This window comes from Kribbella kalugense, assembly GCF_004365875.1.
Lineage (GTDB): Bacteria > Actinomycetota > Actinomycetes > Propionibacteriales > Kribbellaceae > Kribbella > Kribbella kalugense.
In genome coordinates, this window is record NZ_SODF01000001.1 from 535,614 (window position 1) to 554,648 (window position 19,035).

Sequence of the window (19,035 nt, forward strand, 5' to 3'; positions counted from 1 at the left end):
CCCGGCTGACCCGGTCAGCGGTAGCCACGGCCCTGGAGTTCGTACAGGTTGGCGTAGTGCCCTTGGTTGGCGAGGAGTTCGGCGTGGGGGCCGACCTCGATCACTCGGCCTTGGTCGAGTACGACGACCAGGTCGGCTGCGGCGACGGTTGAGAAGCGGTGGGTTACGAGGAGGGTCACTCGGCCCGGTCGGCGGGCCTCGGCGTACCGCTCGAACAGGGAGTGCTCTGTGGCCGCGTCAAGGGCGGCGGTCGGCTCGTCTAGGACCATTAGCAGGGGTGACTGGCGCATCATGCCGCGGGCGATGGCGAGGCGCTGCCACTGGCCGCCGGACAGATCGACCCCGCCAGGCCAGGTGGTGCCGAGCCGGGTGCCGAGGCCGGCCGGAAGTGCATTCACGACATCCTCGGCCGCGGCGTCGTGGAGGGCTCGGAGTACGCGTTCCGGATCGTCCAGTACGGCGAGATCGCCCGCTCCGACGGATCTCTGGGCAGTGAGTTCGAACCGCGCGTGGTCCTGGAACGCGCCGGACATCCGGGAACGCCAGCCGATCAGATCCAGGTCGGCAAGATCCACACCGTCGACGAGGACGCGACCTCCTGTTGGTCGATAGAGCCCGGCGAGCAGCTTCACGAGCGTGGACTTGCCGGCTCCGTTCTCGCCGACGAGCGCGACGACGGAGCCGGCTGGTAGGTCCAGGCTGATGTCCGTCAGGGAGTCCCGCGCGGAATCGCCGTACCGGAAGCTGAGTCGCTCGATCCGGATCCCGTCGCGCAGCCGGTCTGGTGGTTGCCTTCGGCCGGTGTGTACGGCGGCCACCTCGTCGGCGTAGTCACGAAGCCAAAGGAATCTGGCGCAGTTACGGCCGACCTTGGTGAGGCTGCCGACGGCACTGACGAATGACGAGCTCACGCTCTGGAGGCCTTGCAGTACGCCGACTGCGACCACGAGGGACTGCACGGACACTGTCCCGGCCATCGCGTCACGGGTCATCCAGCCCAGCAGTACGACGGCCGTGGCGAAGAACAGGACCGAGTTGGCGCCGGCCAGCGCGGAATTGCGGTCGGTGGAGCGGACGGTCGGTCGACGCCAGCCCACTACAGCGAGTCTGATCCGCCGACGCAGCTCACTCTGATGCCCGAAGACCCGGGTCTCCGCACCAGCGGCCGGTGAGACGGTGAGATCGATCAGATGACGGGTCAGACGGCCGGGTGCGGCGGCGGCTTCCTCGGCGGCCTTCTCCCACCGCATCGACCAGCGGGCCGTGAGCAGTCTCGCGGCTCCGAGTGCGATCAGGATCAGCAAGCGCCAGTCCGCGGTCACCGCGACGAGGAGGACGCTGACGGCGTAGGCAAGGGTGTTGATCGTGTTGATCAAGGTGTTGAGTGCTCCACCGAGGGCGTTCTCGTTGTCGCGCAGGATCTGCAGCTTGTCGAGGTAGCTCGCGTTCTCCAGATGGTCGAGGGTCGGAATCCGCGCAGTGAGCTCGGCGATCTGGGCATCGAAGGTGTGGCCGACCAGCTCCATCTGCCGAACCCTCGCGTTGACTCCGACGGCCTGCAGCGCCGTGTTGGCCGCGGTCGAGCCGACCAGCGCCGCGGCCGCGCACAGCATCTGGCGAAGATCCTGTTTGAGCGCGCCGGCAGCGAAGACTCCGATGAACAACGGCGACAGCGCCGCGAGCACCTTGCCGAGCGTCTCGAACAGACACAGCAGCGATTGCCACGGACTGACCCGCACGGCTGTGGCGAGCACCCGCGCCATCCCACGAAGAACCTGCCTCATTGCGCGAACCGACGGGCTTGCAGGCCGAACATCTCGGCGTACCGTCCATCGAGCCGCATCAACTCGTCATGGCTGCCGTCCTCGACGATTCCCTCACCACCAGAGGCCAGTACGACGATGCGGTCGGCGTGCCGGACGCTGGACAGCCGGTGACTGACCAAGATCGTCGTCACGCCTCGGGTGACTTCGAGGAATCGTTCGAACAAAGCGGCTTCGGCGCGAACATCCAAGGCCGCCGTGGGTTCGTCCAAGACCAGCACGCCCGCGCCGCCGGCCACTGCGGCGAGTGCACGGGCCAGAGCGACCCGCTGCCACTGACCGCCGGACAGATCCGTCCCGCCGTCGTACTCAGTGGACAAAACCGTGTCCCAGCCGTGGCGTTCCAGCAGCGCCAGCCCACCCGCATCGGTCAACGACTGCTGCAGTACGTCGTCAGTGGCGGTGCCGAGTACGACGTTGTCGCGCAGCGGGAGGTGGTAGCGGACGAAGTCCTGGAAGATCACCGCCACTCGGCGACGCGCAGCCTCGTCGACGGCAGGGTCAGCCCCGTCCACTCGAACGGTTCCTTGATCAGGTTCGTACAGCCCGCACAGGAGCTTGATCAGCGTGGACTTGCCCGCGCCGTTGACGCCGACGATCGCGATCGACTGGCCGGCCGGGATCTGGAGAGTCAGATTGCTCAAAGCCTGTGTAGCGCGGCTCGGGTAGCCGAAACTCACCCCGTCGAGCCGGACTTCTGCCGCTGCGTGAGTCGACCGGCTGGACTCGGCTTGCGCGGCGGCGGGTCCGATCGCCGGCAGCCCGAGCTCCTGACGGACGTTCGCCAGTGCACGAAGAGTCGACGTGCTGCGGGCTAGCGCCGTACCGGCATCACCGAGGACGCCGAAGTTCTGCAACCGCAGGATCGCCTGAGCCATCGTGACCGCGCCCGCCAGCGACACCGTCCCGGCCGTGACATCGAGCCCGATCAGGGCAAACGCGCCACCAACGGTCAGCGCCATCACCGAACAGGCCAGCAGAACCGGCCCGAGCCCGCTGCGTCGCTCCCGCCAGAGCTCCGTCATCGCTTCGTACCAGGTGGAGCGATAGACGTCGGACAACCAGTCGGTCAGACCGAACAGCCGGACTTCTTTCGCGGACTCGGTCCGGGTCAGGAGGCTGCGCAGGTAGCTGGCCCGTCGGCGAGCATCTCCGGTCGTCTCCAGCAGCTTGTCGAACGCGAGGCTGATCCAGCTCATGAACACCCGCGAGACCAGCAGGAACGACGCCGCGACGGCCAGCGGAACCCACCACCGCCACGGCAGCAGTACGGCGATCGCTCCGAGGCCGGCGAGACGGGGGCCGATGATCAACCAGATGGCACCGGCCCCCGTCACGAAGGACCAGTCCCGAGTCGCGTCCACGACGGCCCGGATCCGGCTGGCGGAATCCGGCGTGTCCAGATGCCCGATTCCGCGCGGATGAACGCCCACCTCGGCCACCAGATCGAACACATGAACCAGGTACGCCGTCGTACACCTGGCAGTCACCGCGGCCAGCGACGACTGCAGGATCGGGCCGGCGAGCAACAGCACCGCTACCACCAGAAACCAACGCCAGGTCCGTGCGGACGCAGACGCGGGGAGCGATCCCACGAACTGCCCGATCCCAACCATCAGCAGCGTCCGGACGGCTGCCTCCGTCACGGTCAATGCCAGCGCCACCGCCGACCAGACCGGAGACGCGCGCCACAGCACACGCAGCTGGTTCACGAGGCGCGTTTGAGGATGGTTAGGCGTTTGGTGGCTCGGGTTATGGCTACGTAGAGGTCTGAGAGGCCTTGGGTGGAGTCGGTCATGATGGTGTCGGGGTCGGCGATGAGGACTGCGTCGAACTCGAGGCCTTTGGATTGGGCTACGTCGAGGAGGCCGACGGGGGCGTCGAGGACTGAGGGGTCGTGGGTGTGGGCGACGTCCGGGAGGGCGGCGGCGTAGTCGTCGTAGCGGGAGGTTGGGACGATGACTGCCAGGCGGCCGTCGCCGATGGTCTCGCGTTCTGACTTGATCGCGGTGGTCAACGCATGCGTTAGGTCCTCGGCCGGGACGGTCTGGATGAGTGGCTCGGTGCCGGTTTCGCGGACCGAGGTCGGTGGGCTCAGCGCCGGGTCGATCTGGGCCAGGACGTCCGCGGCGATTGTCATGATCTCTGTCGGGGTGCGGTAGTTGACGGTTAGTTCGGTACTGCGCCAACGGCGGGGCGCGTAGCGGTCGAGGAGCTCCGCCCAGGAGCGGACGCCGGCTGCTGAGCCGGTTTGGGCGATGTCGCCGACCAGCGTCATCGAACGGCGTGGGCAGCGGCGCATGAGCATTCGCCAGTCCATCGCGGACAGCTCCTGCGCCTCGTCGACGATGACGTGGCCGAAGACCCAGGTCCGGTCCGAGGCCGCGCGTTCGGCCAGGGTGACCGGGTTGTCGATCAGGCGGGTCCGTTGGGCGATCAGGTCCCTGAACTGCTCGATCTCCCAGGGCATGATCTCGATCCGTTCGGCGGTCAGCTCGATATCGACCACACCGCTCGCGTACTCGCGGTTGGCCTCCTCGGCGGCCGCTTCGTCGGCGGCCTGACGCTTGCGTCCGGCAACGATCCCGCTGGTGTCGCCGAGCAGCTCGGCCGCCTCGTCGAGCAGCGCGACATCGGACTGGGTCCAGTCCGCGGTGAGTGGACGCAGTACCGCGGCTCGTTGGCTGGACGTGAGCCCGGCAGCCGTAAGTCGCTCGGCTGAGGAGAACAGCACCGAGATCAGGAGCTGCGGAGTGAGCTCGGGCCAGAGTTGGTCAAGCACCTCCAGAACGCGGTCCTCGTCGAACAGCTCCTGCTGGATGTCCTCGACGTCCTCGGCGCCGACGTACTGCCGGCCGATCCGCTCGACGACCTGGTTGGTCAGCGTCTTGATGATCCGTCGGACGAAGATCGGGCGTGCTCGGTTGTGCTGCTCCTGCGCGGCCAGCGCGCCCTTCTGCGCCTTGCGGATCGCGTCCGGCCGCAGCACCAGCTCCTGCTGACCGACCTTCAGCCGGATCGGAGCCGCCGGTACCACCCGGAAGCTGCTGATCGCCTGCGCCAGTGCGTCGGCCATCGCAAGATCGCCCTTGATCCGCGCGGCCTCCGGCGAGTCCGATGCGTTGGCCACGACGCCGGGGAACAGCTCGCTGATTGTCGCCAGCACGACGTCGGTCTCGCCGAGCGAGGGGAGCACCTGGTCGATGTAGCGGATGAACGTGCTGTTCGGCCCGACGACCAGTACGCCGCTGCGCCCGAGCTGCTCGCGATACGTGTAGAGCAGGTACGCCGCTCGATGCAGAGCGACCACGGTCTTGCCGGTGCCTGGACCGCCCTGTACGACGAGGACGCCGGGCAGCCCGGATCGGATGATCTCGTCCTGCTCGGACTGGATCGTCGCAACGATCTCGTTCATCCGGCCGGTCCGGTTCGCGCCGAGCGACGAGAGCAGCGCGGCCTCGCCGATCAGCGTGCCGCGGTCGGCGTCGCCCAGCGCGTCCAGGTCGAGGATGTCGTCGTCGATACCGACCACGGTCCGGTCTTTCAGCCGGAGGTGGCGCCGGCGCTTGACGCCGAGCGGGTCGGCCGCGGTGGCCCGGTAGAAAACCTGCGCGACTGGGGTCCGCCAGTCGATCAGCAATGGGTTGTAGTCGTCGTCGAACAATCCGATCCGGCCGATGTGGAACCGGTCGCCGCCGGTTTCGTCGATCCGGCCGAAACACAATCCGCGTTCGACTGACGACAACTGCGAGAACCGCCCGGAATACAGATCGGTGAACGACTCCCTTTCGGTTCGGGCCTGATCGGTCCCGGTGGTTTCCTCGCTTTGCACCCGGCCCAGTTCGCCCTGCGCCTTGCGGCGGAGCACGTCCAGCCGTTCGTACATCGCGGTCACATCGCCTTGCTCTGCTGCGATTTCCTGTTCCAGCACGCTGCCCCCGCTATCCTCTTGCACAAACCCGGAAAGGTTTGTTAAGCTGATCCCAGAAGCCCGAAGAGGGCTTCTTTTTTGTTGCCCGACATAAACACCCAACGGTAGCTGTTTCCGGGGTCTCGGCGCAAGGGAGCGTTCAAACATCACCGCCCCATTCCCGAGCGGGAATGGGGCGGTGGGCAACGAAATGACGGGCTAGCGGCTGAAGCCGGCGGTTAGGCCACTGAGGAGTTGCTTGCGGCTGACGGCGTACAGGATGACGATCGGCAGGGTGGTGAGGACGACCGAGGCGAGGACCGCCGGGACGTTCACGCTGTACTGCCCCTGGAAGGTCCACAGCGCCAGCGGCAGCGTCCGCTTGTCGGGGCTCTGGGTCAGGATCAGCGGCAGCAGGAACCCGTTCCAGACCGCGAGACCGTTGTAGATGCTGACGGTTACGAGCGCGGGCCGGGTCAGCGGGAACGCGAGCGTGCGGAGCATTCCCCACTCGGTCGCCCCGTCGACGCGCATCGACTCGAACAGTTCCTTCGGTACGTCGCGGATGAAGTTCGACAGCACCAGCACCGACAGCGGGATCGAGAACGCCACCGACGGCAGGATCAGCGCCAGTAGGCTGTCGTACAGGTGCATCTTGATGATCAGCAGGTAGACCGGGATGATCGTCGCCTGCAAGGGGATCGCGAGCCCCATCAGGAACAACCCGTTGACCCCGGCAAGGAACCGGCTGCCGGCGCCCCGGATGATCGCATACGCCGCCATGAACGAGATCCCGACCGCCGGGATGATCGTGCCCGCGGTGACGATCACGCTGTTCAGGAAGTACCGCGGGAAGTCGGACTGGATCACCAACTTGTAGTTGTCGGCCGTCGGAGCGGACGGCAGTGCGAACGGGTTCTGGGTGAAGTACGCGCTCTGGTCCTTGAAGCTGGTGACGACGATCCAGTACAGCGGGATCAGTACGATCGCCAGCCAGATCCAGCCGGCCAGCCCGCCGAACCAGTTCAGTTGGAGCAGCTTGTAGGCGCGCGACGGACGGGTCGTCGTACCAGTGGTAGCCCCAGTGGCAGCTACAGCCATGTCACGCACCTTCCTGCTGGCTGGCGGTCGTACTGCCTCCGAGTCGTCGCAGCAGCAGGGCCAGGGCCAGGCCGAGCAGGACCAGGATGACGGCGATCACGCTGGCCGGTCCCATCTGGTTGGACATGAAGCCGCGCTTGTACATGTCGAGGGCCAGGACCCGGGTCGCGTCGCCCGGACCGCCCGCGGTGAGTACGAAGATCAGGTCGAAGAAGGTCAGCGAACCGACCACCATCAGGGTCGACGACGTGATGATCGTGTACTTCAGTTGCGGCACGGTGATGCTGAAGAACTGCCGGACCCGGCCGGCGCCGTCGATCGACGCGGCCTCGTACATCGTGGTCGGGATCTGCCGTACGCCGCCTTGGTAGATCAGCGAGTGGAACGGGATGAACTGCCAGGACACGATGAAGATCACCACGCCGATGGCGAGGTTGCTCTTGCCGAGCCAGTCCTGGGTGAGGAAGCCGATGTGCAGACCCGGGCCGAGACCGAAGTTCGGGTCGAGCAGGGCCTTGTAGGTGATCGCGATCGCGGCCGAGCTGAGCAGCAACGGGATGAAGTACAGCACCGCCAGGAACGCGCGGTACCGCTGGCGGCCGGCCAGGAACGTCCCGAGCAGCAGGCTCATCGGAGTCTGCACCGCCCAGGACAGGATCATGATCTCGAACGTCACGAGGATGCTGTGTGGCAACTGCGGGTCGGAAAGTACGGACCGCCAGTTGGCGAGTCCGTTCGGGTGGATCGCGCCGAGGCCGTCCCACTGGGTGAAGCTGAGCACGAGTACGCCGACCAGCGGGACGACACCGAACACGAAGAACATCACCAGTGCCGGCAACACCATCCACGCGACCGAGCCGCTCCGCCCGACCCGCGCCGAGCCGGTGCCCGAAGAAACTGTACGGCCGGTCGTGGGTGCGACAGGCGGAGCGGCCACGGTCATGGGGCCTCCCGGCCTGGACTGAGGAGCGGAGGGAGCGAAGCGACCGGAGCGACGAGGGAAGGCCGGGAGTTACAGCCCCATGACCCGCCGCGCCGGAGGCGTGGCATCAGCAGAGTCACTGGCCGATCACCGCGTTCATGTTGTCGGCGAACTTCTGCGGCGAGATGGACAGCTGGAACAGTTTGGCGATGTTGTCGAGGAGTGTCTCGGCCTGGGTCGGGCTGAGGGCCTGGTCCCAGGACTGGGCGAAGTTCTTCGCGTTCGCCGCGGTGTCGTAGACGAAGTTCAGCCACTCGGAGTCGTTCTTGTCGCTGATCGACGCGAGCTTGTCCTTCGCACTCTTCACGACCGGGATGTTGCCGGACTTCACCCAGGCATCCACCGTGGCGTCGTCGAGGGTGTAGCCGGAGATGAACTTCTTCGCGTTGTCCTTGTCGGCCTGGGCGGCCTTGGAGGAGATCGACATGTACTGGCCCGGGTTGCCGACGGTGTCGGTCGGGTCGCCCTTGCCGCCGTCGACCGGCGGGAAGTTCATGTAGCCGAGGTGTCCGCCGGTGACGAAGTCCTTGCCGGACGACTTCATGTTGCCGTAGGTCCAGGCGCCGTGCAGCATCATCGCGGCCTTGCCGGTGTAGAGCAGCGCCTGGTCGGCGTTGGAGTCGGCGGTGATGGACGAGAAGCCCTTGATGAAGCCGTTCGCCTTGATCAGCTTCTGCATCTCGTCGAGCGCCTTGAGTGCGGACGGGTCGGACCAGCCGTTCGCCTTGCCGTCGTAGATGCTCTGGAAGACCTCGCTGCCGCCGATCCGGTCGAACAGGAACTCCAGCCACATCATGTTGGTCCAGCGCGACTGGCCGCCGAGCGAGAACGGCGCGATGCCCTTGTCGTTGAACTTCGGCACCAGGTCCATGATGTCGCCCCAGGACTGCGGGGGCTCGGCGCCGATCTTCTCGAACGCGCGCTTGTCGTAGAACAGCACGATCGGCGTGACGGTCTCTCCCGGCACGGCGTAGAGCTTGCCGTTGACGGTCGCCGCCGTGAACGCGGACGGGAAGATCGAGTTCTTCAGGTCGGTCTGCCCGTTGAACCAGTCGGTCAGGTCCTCGACCTGGCCGGCTTCGACGTACGCCTTCAGGCCGCCGCCGCCCCAGCCCCAGATCAGCGTCGGGCCTTGCCCGGCTCCGATCGCGGTCTTGATCTTCGCCTTGAATGCGTCGTTCTGGAACTCGGTGGTCTTGATCTTCGACCCTGAGTTCGCGTCGTTGAACCGCTTGACCTGGGCCTCCCGGATGGCCTGCTGCGGCTGTCCGGTGAGGAACCAGTACGTCGTGCCGCTGCCGGCCGCCGCTCCGGCGGTCGAACCGGGCGTGCTGCTCGGGCCGGAGCTGCCGCAGGCCGCGAGGCCGGCCGCCAGCGCGCCGCCGCCGACCAGACCGAGGAAGTTACGACGGGATGTCGCCATGGGATCCACTGTGATCTCCGTACTCCATGCTGCCCCGCAGGTTGCGGAAGCACCTGCCGATAATGACTTGTTTTCGAAACATAGGTTTCGGAGATACTGCTGTCAAGACTTGAACTAAGGGCACTTCGGGGTCACAGTGAGGTCACGCGATCGTCTGCTGTCACAGGCGATTCACAGACCGTCGGGAGTTGACCGAGGTCGACCGGAGAGTTTCGAAAACTTTTCGATAATTGCTCACCGAAATGAATGATCATCAAGGGAGAATTTTCTTGTCCACCTCGACTGACCGGCCCTGGAGCGACCCGGCGCTGCCCGCCGCCGAGCGGGCCGGCCTGCTGCTGCGGGCGATGACGCTCGAGGAGAAGGTCGCGCAGCTGGGCAGTCGCTGGGCCGGCAACGACATGGCCGACGCCGAGCTCCCCAAGGACGAGACGATCAACGTCGCGCCGATGGAGGACGTGTTCTCGGTCGGAGGCAAGTTGTCGCTGGAGGAAGCGAGCCGCGACGGCCTCGGTCATCTCACCCGGGTCTGGGGCAGCTACCCGCAGTCGGTCGAGCAGGGCATCGCCGAGGTGGTCCGGCAACACGAGGTGGTGCTGAAGAATTCGAGGCTCGGCGTGCCGGCGCTGGTGCACGAGGAGTGCCTGACCGGATTCACGACGTACGGCGCGACTGTCTATCCAGCCTCGATCGCCTGGGGTGCGACGTTCGACGCTGAGCTGGTCGAGCGGATGGCTGCCGCGATCGGGCGGGACATGGCCGCGGCCGGCGTGCACCAAGGTTTGTCGCCGGTGCTCGACGTCGTGCGGGACTATCGCTGGGGTCGCGTCGAGGAGACGATCGGCGAAGACCCTTACCTGGTTGCGATCCTGGGCTCGGCGTACGTGCGTGGCCTGCAGAGCGCGGGCGTGATCGCCACCCTCAAACACTTCGCCGGGTACTCCGCCTCGCGCGCCGGGCGCAACCACGGTCCGGTGTCGATGGGCAAGCGCGAGCTGCTGGACATCATCCTGCCGACGTTCGAGACTGCGATCGCGACGGCCGCCGCCGGGTCGGTCATGAGTTCGTACGCCGACATTGACGGACTGCCCGCGAGTGCGGACTCGTGGCTGTTCACCGACGTACTGCGGGACGAATGGGGCTTCGAGGGGACGGTCGTCTCGGACTACTGGGCGGTGCCGTTCCTGGCGTCGATGCATCGAGTTGCCGAGGACAACAACGACGCCGGAGTCGTCGCGTTGACTGCCGGGACCGACGTCGAGCTGCCGGACACGGTCAGCTTCGGTGGCCTTCTGGACAAGGTGAAGGCGGGAGAAGTATCCGAGGAACTGATCGATCGCGCGGCGCTGCGATTGCTGCAGCAGAAGGCCGAGCTCGGTCTGCTCGACGAGGACTGGACAGCGGAGGGTTCAGTGCGGGCCGACGTCGACCTGGATTCGGCGGACAACCGGGCGATCGCCCGTGAGCTCGCCGAGAAGTCCGTCGTACTACTGGATGCGGGCTCGGCCCTGCCGCTCGCAAACCCTCGTAAGGTCGCGGTGGTCGGTCCGTGTGCGGACGACCCGCGGACGTTGATGGGCTGCTATGCCTTCCCGAACCATGTCCTGCCGCGCTACCCCGAGCGCGGCATGGGCATCGAGATCACCTCGCCGGTAGATGCCTTGCACAACGAGCTGCCGGACGCGGTTCTCTCATATGTAAAGGGCTGTGAGGTCATCGGCGACGACCGGTCCGGGTTCACAGCCGCTGTCTCGGCGGCGCAGGACTCCGATCTGTGCGTCGCGTTCGTCGGCGACTTGTCTGGGCTCTTCGGTCACGGGACGTCGGGGGAGGGGTGTGACGCGGAGGACCTGCGGCTGCCCGGTGTCCAGGGCGACCTGCTCGACGCGCTGCTCGAGACCGGGAAGCCGGTTGTCGTCGTGGTCATGTCGGGTCGGCCGTACGCCCTCGGCGGCATCGCGGACCGGGTGGCCGGGCTGGTGCAGGCATTCATCCCGGGCCAGGAAGGAGCCGCTGCGATTGCCGGCGTACTGAGCGGGCGGATCGTGCCGAGCGGCAAGCTGCCGGTGCAGATCCCGCGGCACGTCGGTGGGCAGCCCGGTACGTACCTGCAGCCGGCGCTCGGAAGTGTCGAGAGTGCCGGGATCAGCGGGCTCGAGGTCCGGCCGTTGTTCCCGTTCGGGTACGGAGCGTCGTACACGGACTTCACGATCGCCGATCTCCGGTTGAGCGCGCCGGAGATCGGCAATGACGGCGAGTTCACCGCGACGGTGCGGGTGTCGAACACCGGCGACCGGGCCGGCGACGAGGTCGTGCAGCTGTACCTGCGCGACGTCGTCGCCCAGGTCGCGCGCCCGTTGAAGCTGCTGACCGGGTTCGCGCGGGTCTCGCTCGAGCCCGGCCAGGCGGCCGACGTCACGTTCCGGGTGCACGCGGACCGGACGGCCTACACCGGCCCGGACCTGCGCCGGATCGTCGAGCCCGGCGAGTTCGAAGTGATGCTCGGCACGTCGTCGATGGACCTGCCGTGTCGCGCCATCGTCCGGATCACCGGGGATGTGAGGGTGGTCGGGCACGACCGGGTCCTGACGACGCCGGTGACAATTCAGGATCCCGGCGGAGGCTGACGAGATGACTCGGTTGAAGGGTCGCGTCACCCTGGCCACGGTGGCCGGGTCGGCCGGCGTCTCGGTCGCCACCGTCTCCAAGGTGCTGAACGGGCGCAGCGACGTCTCGCCGGCCACTCGCGCACGGGTCCAGGAGATCCTCGAGAAGCACGGGTACGTCGGCCGCCGTCCGGAGCCCGCGCGCCGGGAGACCATCGAGCTGTTCTACCAAGGTGTCCTGAACGCGTACTCGGTCCAGGTCATCCAGGGCGTCGTCGAGGCCGGTCAGGCGGCGGGCGTCGACGTCGTACTGAACGCGCACCCACCGCACCCGCAGGCGTCGAGCAGCGGGCGGGCCGCGCCCTGGATCCGCGACATCATCGGCAACAGCCGCCAGGCCGCGATCGGGATCACCAGCCAGCTGGCCGACGCCGACCTGGCCGCTTTGGCGCGCGCCCGGCTGCCGCTGGTGGTGGTCGATCCGGCGAACATCCCGCAGCCGGACGTGACGAGTGTGGGCTCGACGAACTTTGCCGGCGGAATGGCCGCGGCCCAGCACCTGCTCTCCCTCGGGCACCGCCGGATCGGGTACATCGGCGGCCAGCCGACCTCCGCATGCAACCAGGCCCGGATGAGCGGCTTCCGCAGTGCGATGGACTCGGTCGGCGTGGAGGTGCCGTCGGAGTACATCTGGCTGAGCGACTTCCTGTACGACGACGGTGTGGCCGGCGGATCGGCGATGCTCGACCTGCGGAACCGGCCGACCGCGATCTTCGCCGGCAGCGATGAGGTCGCACTGGGGATCCTGGAGGCGGCGCGGGCGCGCGGTCTGCGGGTGCCCGAGGACCTCAGCCTGGTCGGCTTCGACGACACCGAGGTGGCCCGGTTGGCGTCGCCGCCGCTGACCACCGTGCGGCAGCCGCTGCGTGAGATGGGCGCGGTCGCGCTCCGGACGGCGTTGCAGTTGGCGGCGGGGGAGCAGGTCTCCTCGCACCACGTCGAGCTCGCGACGACCCTGATCGTCCGCGGCTCGGCCGCTCCGCACGAGCTGTCGTCGGTCGCGGCCTCCTGATCATTCCTTCCGGTCTGCAAGGGCTTTCGTCGCGAAGACGGCGGCGATCAGAAACACCACGGACAGCGCCGCCAGGAGAGTGAGCGGTACGGCGTTGGCCCCGGCCGTCTTCTCGTTGGACAGCACGGTCATGATCGGACGGATCGGGGAGATCCACTGCAGCAGCAGGGCGAGCAGGATCGCGGCGGCCGCGGTAAGCATCGCGATCCCGATCCGCCGGATCACGAGCCGCGAACACAACAGCCCGATCGCCGCTCCGACCAGCGCGGCCCCGAGCTGCGCGGCCGCACCGACCGCGAGGTCGCTGGCGGTGACGACGTGCTTCCCGGTGACGATCGGGTAGACGAGGCCGATGACCAGCAGCGGCACGCACCAGGTGACGACGACGGCAACCGTGATCACGAGTACGCGGAGCGAACTCCCAACCATCACCACCGTGATCTGTCGCTGCGTCGGATCCTCGTGATTCAGGATGCTCACGGTCAACCAGGTCGTGCACACCAGCATCGCGAGGACGCAGAACGAGTACGACGACTGCAGCGGACCGTTGTCGGAGGTCGTCCCGACGGCCATCGCCGCGAGGAAGATCAACGTCGGCGGCAGATACCGCTGCGATAGCAGGACGCTCATCAGCAGGTACCGGTAGAGGGCGCTCACTGGGCTTTCACCTGCCGGACGGTGGTGACTGACCAGCCGTGGTTGAGTGCGGTCAGCAAGGCCGCATCGTGGCGGCCGGTCGGCAGCGTCAACGTGACGTTCCCGGCATCGCGGCGTACGTCGAGAACGTCGGGGTGCTGTGCCCAGTCGATCTCGGAGCCTGGCACCAAAGAAACCTCGGTCAGGTTGAGCTGCTGTCCGAGCGTCGTGAGGATGCCGTGCTCGATCTCGCAGACTCGGGTCGCGGTCGAGCGGACGACATCGGCGGAGTGCTCGGTGAACGCGACCGCGGCACCTTGCTCGGCGGTCTCGGTGAGGAGCTCGCGCAGGGTCGCGTGCGCGGTCGCGTCGAGGCCCGCCCACGGCTCGTCGAGGACGAGCAGTTGCGGCGGATCGAGCAGCGCCTGCGCCAGCGCGACCTTCTGTGCGTTGCCTTTCGACAGCATGCGCATCGGCGTGTCCGCCCCGCCCGAGAGCGCGAGCCGATCCAGCAACCCGAGCGCGCGCTGTCTCGCCGTACTCGCATCGAGCCCGCGGATCCGGCCCATGTGCCGCAGGTACGCCGACGCCGAGAGCCGATCGTGGGACGCGAAGACGTCCGGGACGTAGCTGACCGCGCGGGCGTTCCGCTCCACCGATCCCGAGGACGGCCGGGACAGACCGACCATCAGCCTCAGGACCGTGGACTTGCCGGAGCCGTTGGCACCGATGAGTGCCAGCAACTCACCCGCGTTCACCTGCAGGTCGACGTCGGCCAGGATCTCCCGCCGCCCGTACCGTTTGGAGACCTTCCGCAGCCGGACCACTTCCATGCGGCGAGCTTATCCACCGGGCGGGGCTCATCACCCGGGACAGCGGGCGGGTCAGGACGACGGACACCAGCAGCGAGGCGGCAGCGAACACAGTCATCGCCGGAGCTGCCGCGGTCAGATCGGCCAGCGCACCGGCCAGGATCGCGACGACGCCGAACGTCGTCATCCGCAGCGCGCTCTCCAGTCCGAGGACCTGACCGCGCAGCTCCGCCGGAGTGAGGTCGACGAGAACCTCCTGCTGGGCAAGCGAAGCTGAGTAGCCGCTGCTGCCGAGCGCGACGAGCACACAGAGGACGGCGATCGGCGGCTGGAATGCGAAGGCCAGGAACGGTACGGCGAGCACGAACCGGAGCCACTGTCCCGCGATCCGTCGGCCGTTGCGGGTGAGGTAGCGGCCGACGACGAGATCGCCGGTCATCATCCCGGCGGCTCCCGCGGCCAGCAGCCAGCCGGCGCGAGCTCCGGCGTACGGGACGAAGAGGGCCTCGCAGCCGACGATCAGCCCGTTCGGCAGTGTCAGCGCGAGGAGGAGCGGGCGGGTGCGAGCCTGGGCCAGCAACTGGCGGTTGCCGCGCCAGGTCTCGGCGAGGCCGGTCCGCGCGACCCGGCGCGGAGAGCGGTCCCTGAGGCCGAACCGGATGACCGGTACGGCGAGGGCCGCGAAGCCGGTCGCGATCCAGAGAACGGTCGACGGGCTGACCGCCTGTAGCAGGATGCCGGCGATGCCGAAGCCGGCGATCTGCATCGCTCCGACCGACAGGTTCATCGCGGACCGGCCGAGGATGAACAGGTCGTTGTGGACCACTTCGCCGAGCAGTCCCCAGCGGACGCCGGCGCCGATCGAGAGACCGTACGCGATCGCGAGCGAGAGCAGCAGCCGCAGACCGGCGGACAGATCGAGGGCGGCTTGGATGCCGACCGCAACGGTCGAGGCGATGGAGAGCAGGGTGAGGATCTGCCGGGGCCGGGCCGTGTCGGCCGCCGACATCAGCGTGGACACGCCGAGGACCTGGGCGAGTGACGGGCCGAACATGATCATCGCCGCGAGCAGCGCTGACCCGGTGGTCGCGTCGACCACGATCGCCAGCGTCAGGCTGGTCATCGTCGAGGACGCGTTGCCCAGCGCGCTGCCGATCCACAGGCTGCGGAACTCCCGGTTGGCGAAGATCGCTCGATACGTTCCCATGCCGAGCAGCATCGACCGCGGGCCGGATCCCGCCTACAGTTTCGGGTGGAGGCGAAACGTTGTCCGAGTTCCTGGTCGATGCCGACACCCTGGTGACCGCCCGGTTCGGTACGTCGCAACTCACCGAGACCGTGTCGGCGCTGAAGCTGCTGCGCGTCCCGGTCGAGCCGTGGTTCCGGCCGTGGAAGGACGCACACGGCCGCGCTTTCCAGAGCCAGCTGAAGCAGCACCCGGTCTGGGCGGCGATCGTCGAGAGCGCGTTCGGGACGAGTTGGGCGGCCGACTTCTTCACCGTCCCACCGCTCGAACCCGATCTCGCGCTGGAGGACGAGCTCGGGCCACTGCTCGCACTCTCCGACGACCACATTCGCGCGGACCTGAGCGTCGTACGCACGCCGTTGCCGCGGATCCTGCTCGACACGAGCGGACTGGCTGCCGAGGCGGCCGGGTTGTTGCGGTGGATCTGGACGACGACCATCGAGCCGGAGTGGCCGCGCCGGTTCCGGGTACTGCAGGCGGACATCGTGTCGCGGACGTCGCGGCTCAGCGAGCAAGGGTGGTCCGGGGTACTCCGCGGGCTCGGGCCGGACGTGCGGTGGCTGGGCGACGGACGCATCCAGGTCAACAGGTGGGACTATCCGGTGACGGACGTCCGTGGGCACGATCTGATGTTCATCGCGGCGCACACCCAGCGGGTCAACGTGAGCTGGCGGTTGCCGGATCGCTTCGCGCTGGCCTACCCAGTGACCGGCATCTTCGCGACCACAGCGACGCCGGACGAGCCGTTGGTGCAGCTGCTCGGACGCAACCGCGCTCGCATCCTGGCGGAGGCCGTATCGCCGGTCAGCACAACGTTGCTGGTAGCAACCACCGGTCTCTCGCTGGCGACGGTCTCGGATCACCTACGGGTCTTGACCGACGCTGGGTTGCTGGAGCGCCGGCGGTCCGGGCGGTCAGTGCTGTACTGGCAGTCCGACACCGGCCGTCGCGTCGTGCGACGACCGGCGTCGAACCGCCCCGAGCCCCGATAAAGCTCGCGCAGCCGGGCAGCTAACGAACCTGAAGCTCTGTCGAGAGCGGCAGGTCCGAAACCGACGAGCCGGCTCGGATTGTGAAAGCACCAGGCTCGGTCGTCCAACCGTTCTGCCAGTGCTCGAAGGTGTGTTTGTGGAGGTGGACCGTGATCTCGCGGGCCTGGCCGGCGTCGAGACGGACGACGGCGAAGCCGGCCAGCCAGCGGACCGGGCGATCCACGGTGCTGTCCGGGCGTTCGACGTACACCTGGACGACGTGCTTGCCGGCGCGGGCGCCGGTGTTGCGGACGGTCAGCGCGACCGACGTCGGGTCGTTCGCGCGGAGGTCGGAGAGTTCCCAGGTGGTGTAGCCGAGGCCGTGGCCGAACTCGTACGCCGGCTCGGTGCCCGCCTTCAACCAGGCGCGGTAGCCGATGTGGATGCCCTCGTCGTACCGGACGACGCCGTCCTTCGGGGTGACGTCGATGACTGGGACGTCCTCCTGCTCGCGCGGCCAGGTGGTCGGGAGGCGACCGCCGGGCTCGGTCCGGCCGAGGAGAACGTCGGCGAGCGCGTTCCCGTATTCCTGACCACCGAAGTACGTCGCCAGCACCGCGGCGGCCTCGTCCCGCCAGGGGAGGAGGACGGGTGAGCCCGCGTTGACCACGACGACCGTGCGGGGATTGGCGGCCGCGACCGCGCGGACCAGGTCGTCCTGCCGGCCGGGCAGCGCGAGCGAGGTCCGGTCGTAGCCCTCGGACTCGACCTTCGAATTGGTGCCCACGACAACGAGCGCCACGTCGGCATCCCGCGCCGCCGCGACGGCCTCGTCGATCAGGGCCTGCGGATCGTCGTTGCTCGGCTCGACACCGATGGTGATGCTGAAGGCGTTGCCGATGCCGCCCTCCACCTTGGGCAGCTCGAGCTCGACGCGGACGTCGATCGGCCGGCCGGCGGTCACCTCGAGCGGTGTGGAGATCGAGGGCGGCGAAAGCAGAGCGGCGCCGAGGTCGGTGCCGACCGGGACCGCGGTGTCCTCGCGGAGGAGCTTGCCGTCGGCAAAGATCCGGCCGCGGCCGACCGAGGCGAAGCCGAGCTGGATCGCGCCGGACTCGGCCGGGGTCCAGGTGGTGCGGAACTCGAAGACCGCGGTCTCGGCGATCGGTGCGTCACCGCCCAGGTAGACGAGTGCGCTGGTGAACCGGTCCTCGGCGTACAGCTCGGATCCGTCGGCCGCCAGGAAGCGCACGCGGGAGCCACGCTCGCCGGTCTGCGGGTTGGTCATCGTGGCGAGCGGCAGCTCGGCGACGCCTTCCTGTACGACGGCGCCGATCGAGTACGTGACCTCAGCGTTCGGGAGGGCTACGCGGAGTCCGTCGAGCGGTGAGACCACCGACTCCGGGATCACGGTCGCGCTGCCGCCGCCCTGAGTACGGGCGTCACGGGCGTTGTGGCCGATGACCGCGACCTTGGTCAGCTCCTCGGATCGCCAGGGGAGCGCGCTCTGGTTGCTGAGCAGGACGGTTCCCTCGGCAGCCGCCGTACGAGCGAAGCCGACAGTGTCGAGCTGAGGCACGTCGGCCGGCTTCTCGTAGCCTTCGAGCGCGCCGACGCGGGCGGCGAGTGCGAGGAGCCGACGGACCTTGCGGTCGATCGCGTCCTCTTTGACCTCGCCGGAGCGGACGGCCTCGACGAGCGCGTCACCCCAGGCGCCGACCGGGCCGGGCATGGCCAGGTCCTGGGAGTGCTTGGCGCTCTCGACGCTGCGGATGGCGGTCCAGTCACTGACGACAACGCCGTCGAAGCCCCAGTCGGTGTTGAGCGGGGTCTCGAGCAGATCGTTCTCGGACGCGGTGGCGCCGTTGATCGAGTTGTAGGCGCTCATCACCAGCCAAGCCTTCGAGTCGGTGACCGCCTTCTCGAAGGCGAGCAGATACAGCTCGCGCAGCGCGCGCTCGCTGACCACGACGTTCGCGGTGAAGCGCTCGGTCTCGAAGTCGTTCGCGACGTAGTGCTTCGGGGTGGCGCCGACGCCGAGCTCCTGGACGCCGGCGACGTACGCCGCGGCGAGCTCGGCCGTCAGGACCGGGTCCTCGCTGAACGCCTCGAAGTGCCGGCCGCCGAGCGGCGAACGGTGCAGGTTGATGGTCGGGCCGAGGACGACGTCGACGTTCTTCCGACGGGCCTCGAGTGCCGACACCACGCCGTACCGATGGGCGATGTCGAGGTCCCACGACGACGACAGCGCGGTTGCCGACGGGAGGTTCAGCGACGGGTCGCGCTCGTCCCAGACCGGACCGCGGACGCCGCTCGGGCCGTCCGACAGCACCATCGAGCGCAGGCCGATCCCGGGCAGCGGGTGCGTCGACCAGAAGTCCTGGCCGGTCAGCAGCCGGACCTTCTCCTCGAGGGTGAGGCGCGCGAGCAGGTCGTCGAAGTTCATGGCGAAG

General features: G+C 67.9%; 13 protein-coding genes. 3 read left to right on the top strand and 10 right to left on the bottom strand.

Annotation, left to right across the window (positions count from 1 at the left end):
* Positions 1 to 14 precede the first annotated feature (14 nt).
* The 6 genes from EV650_RS02575 to EV650_RS02600 all read right to left on the bottom strand — a co-directional run bounded on the left by EV650_RS02575 (position 15) and on the right by EV650_RS02600 (position 9,239).
* Entirely contained in the window at positions 15 to 1,784 is a 1,770-nt protein-coding gene (locus EV650_RS02575) for an ABC transporter ATP-binding protein (protein WP_134114924.1), read from the bottom strand.
* Positions 1,781 to 3,535: an ATP-binding cassette domain-containing protein gene (locus EV650_RS02580; RefSeq protein ID WP_238173989.1), complete on the bottom strand. Its 1,755-nt coding sequence runs from the start codon at positions 3,533 to 3,535 to the stop codon at positions 1,781 to 1,783. The genes EV650_RS02575 and EV650_RS02580 overlap by 4 nt, the downstream gene beginning before the upstream one ends.
* Positions 3,532 to 5,754: a HelD family protein gene (locus tag EV650_RS02585; RefSeq protein ID WP_166677993.1), complete on the bottom strand. Its 2,223-nt coding sequence runs from the start codon at positions 5,752 to 5,754 to the stop codon at positions 3,532 to 3,534. Before EV650_RS02585 ends, EV650_RS02580 begins: the two co-directional genes overlap by 4 nt.
* A gap of 198 nt (positions 5,755 to 5,952) precedes the next feature.
* Positions 5,953 to 6,834 carry a carbohydrate ABC transporter permease gene (locus EV650_RS02590; protein WP_134114926.1) on the bottom strand — a complete coding sequence of 294 codons (882 nt, stop codon included), beginning with the start codon at positions 6,832 to 6,834 and terminating at the stop codon, positions 5,953 to 5,955.
* A gap of 1 nt (position 6,835) precedes the next feature.
* Complete coding sequence (locus EV650_RS02595) at positions 6,836 to 7,777, bottom strand: carbohydrate ABC transporter permease (RefSeq protein WP_134114928.1); 942 nt, start codon at positions 7,775 to 7,777, stop codon at positions 6,836 to 6,838.
* A gap of 115 nt (positions 7,778 to 7,892) precedes the next feature.
* Entirely contained in the window at positions 7,893 to 9,239 is a 1,347-nt protein-coding gene (locus EV650_RS02600; protein ID WP_134114930.1) for an extracellular solute-binding protein, read from the bottom strand.
* Between the two features lie 269 nt (positions 9,240 to 9,508).
* Here EV650_RS02600 and EV650_RS02605 point away from each other — a divergent pair, with 269 nt between their 5' ends.
* Both EV650_RS02605 and EV650_RS02610 read left to right on the top strand, forming a co-directional pair.
* On the top strand, positions 9,509 to 11,866 hold the full coding sequence (locus EV650_RS02605; RefSeq protein ID WP_238173990.1) for a glycoside hydrolase family 3 N-terminal domain-containing protein: 2,358 nt from the start codon (positions 9,509 to 9,511) through the stop codon (positions 11,864 to 11,866).
* Positions 11,867 to 11,870: 4 nt separating this feature from the next.
* Positions 11,871 to 12,917 (top strand): LacI family DNA-binding transcriptional regulator, encoded by a 1,047-nt coding sequence (locus tag EV650_RS02610; protein WP_134114932.1) that lies wholly within the window; start codon positions 11,871 to 11,873, stop codon positions 12,915 to 12,917.
* Here EV650_RS02610 and EV650_RS02615 read toward each other — a convergent pair whose 3' ends face one another.
* The 3 genes from EV650_RS02615 to EV650_RS02625 are packed head-to-tail and all read right to left on the bottom strand — an operon-like array spanning position 12,918 to position 15,572.
* Positions 12,918 to 13,574, bottom strand: coding sequence for a hypothetical protein (locus EV650_RS02615; protein ID WP_134114934.1), 657 nt, complete (start codon positions 13,572 to 13,574; stop codon positions 12,918 to 12,920). It lies immediately after the preceding gene.
* Entirely contained in the window at positions 13,571 to 14,386 is an 816-nt protein-coding gene (locus tag EV650_RS02620; RefSeq protein ID WP_134114936.1) for an ABC transporter ATP-binding protein, read from the bottom strand. The genes EV650_RS02615 and EV650_RS02620 overlap by 4 nt, the downstream gene beginning before the upstream one ends.
* The gene (locus EV650_RS02625) at positions 14,298 to 15,572 is read right to left on the bottom strand and encodes an MFS transporter (protein WP_166677994.1); all 1,275 of its coding nucleotides are present in this window, start codon (positions 15,570 to 15,572) and stop codon (positions 14,298 to 14,300) included. Before EV650_RS02625 ends, EV650_RS02620 begins: the two co-directional genes overlap by 89 nt.
* 59 nt (positions 15,573 to 15,631) lie before the next feature.
* On the opposite strand from EV650_RS02625, the gene EV650_RS02630 reads away from it, so the two are divergent.
* A complete protein-coding gene (locus tag EV650_RS02630; protein ID WP_134114940.1) occupies positions 15,632 to 16,603 on the top strand; it encodes an ArsR/SmtB family transcription factor in 972 nt (323 codons plus the stop codon).
* Between the two features lie 19 nt (positions 16,604 to 16,622).
* Here the strand turns inward: EV650_RS02630 and EV650_RS02635 are convergent, their stop codons facing one another.
* A complete protein-coding gene (locus tag EV650_RS02635) occupies positions 16,623 to 19,028 on the bottom strand; it encodes a glycoside hydrolase family 3 protein (RefSeq protein WP_134114942.1) in 2,406 nt (801 codons plus the stop codon).
* Positions 19,029 to 19,035 lie beyond the last annotated feature (7 nt).

Coding starts and splice junctions, on each gene's coding strand:
- EV650_RS02575 (WP_134114924.1), bottom strand. CDS start 1,784: ATGAGGCAGGTTCTTCGTGGGATGGCGCGGGTGCTCGCCACAGCCGTG.
- EV650_RS02590 (WP_134114926.1), bottom strand. CDS start 6,834: ATGGCTGTAGCTGCCACTGGGGCTACCACTGGTACGACGACCCGTCCG.
- EV650_RS02595 (WP_134114928.1), bottom strand. CDS start 7,777: ATGACCGTGGCCGCTCCGCCTGTCGCACCCACGACCGGCCGTACAGTT.
- EV650_RS02600 (WP_134114930.1), bottom strand. CDS start 9,239: ATGGCGACATCCCGTCGTAACTTCCTCGGTCTGGTCGGCGGCGGCGCG.
- EV650_RS02610 (WP_134114932.1), top strand. CDS start 11,871: ATGACTCGGTTGAAGGGTCGCGTCACCCTGGCCACGGTGGCCGGGTCG.
- EV650_RS02620 (WP_134114936.1), bottom strand. CDS start 14,386: ATGGAAGTGGTCCGGCTGCGGAAGGTCTCCAAACGGTACGGGCGGCGG.
- EV650_RS02625 (WP_166677994.1), bottom strand. CDS start 15,572: ATGGGAACGTATCGAGCGATCTTCGCCAACCGGGAGTTCCGCAGCCTG.
- EV650_RS02635 (WP_134114942.1), bottom strand. CDS start 19,028: ATGAACTTCGACGACCTGCTCGCGCGCCTCACCCTCGAGGAGAAGGTC.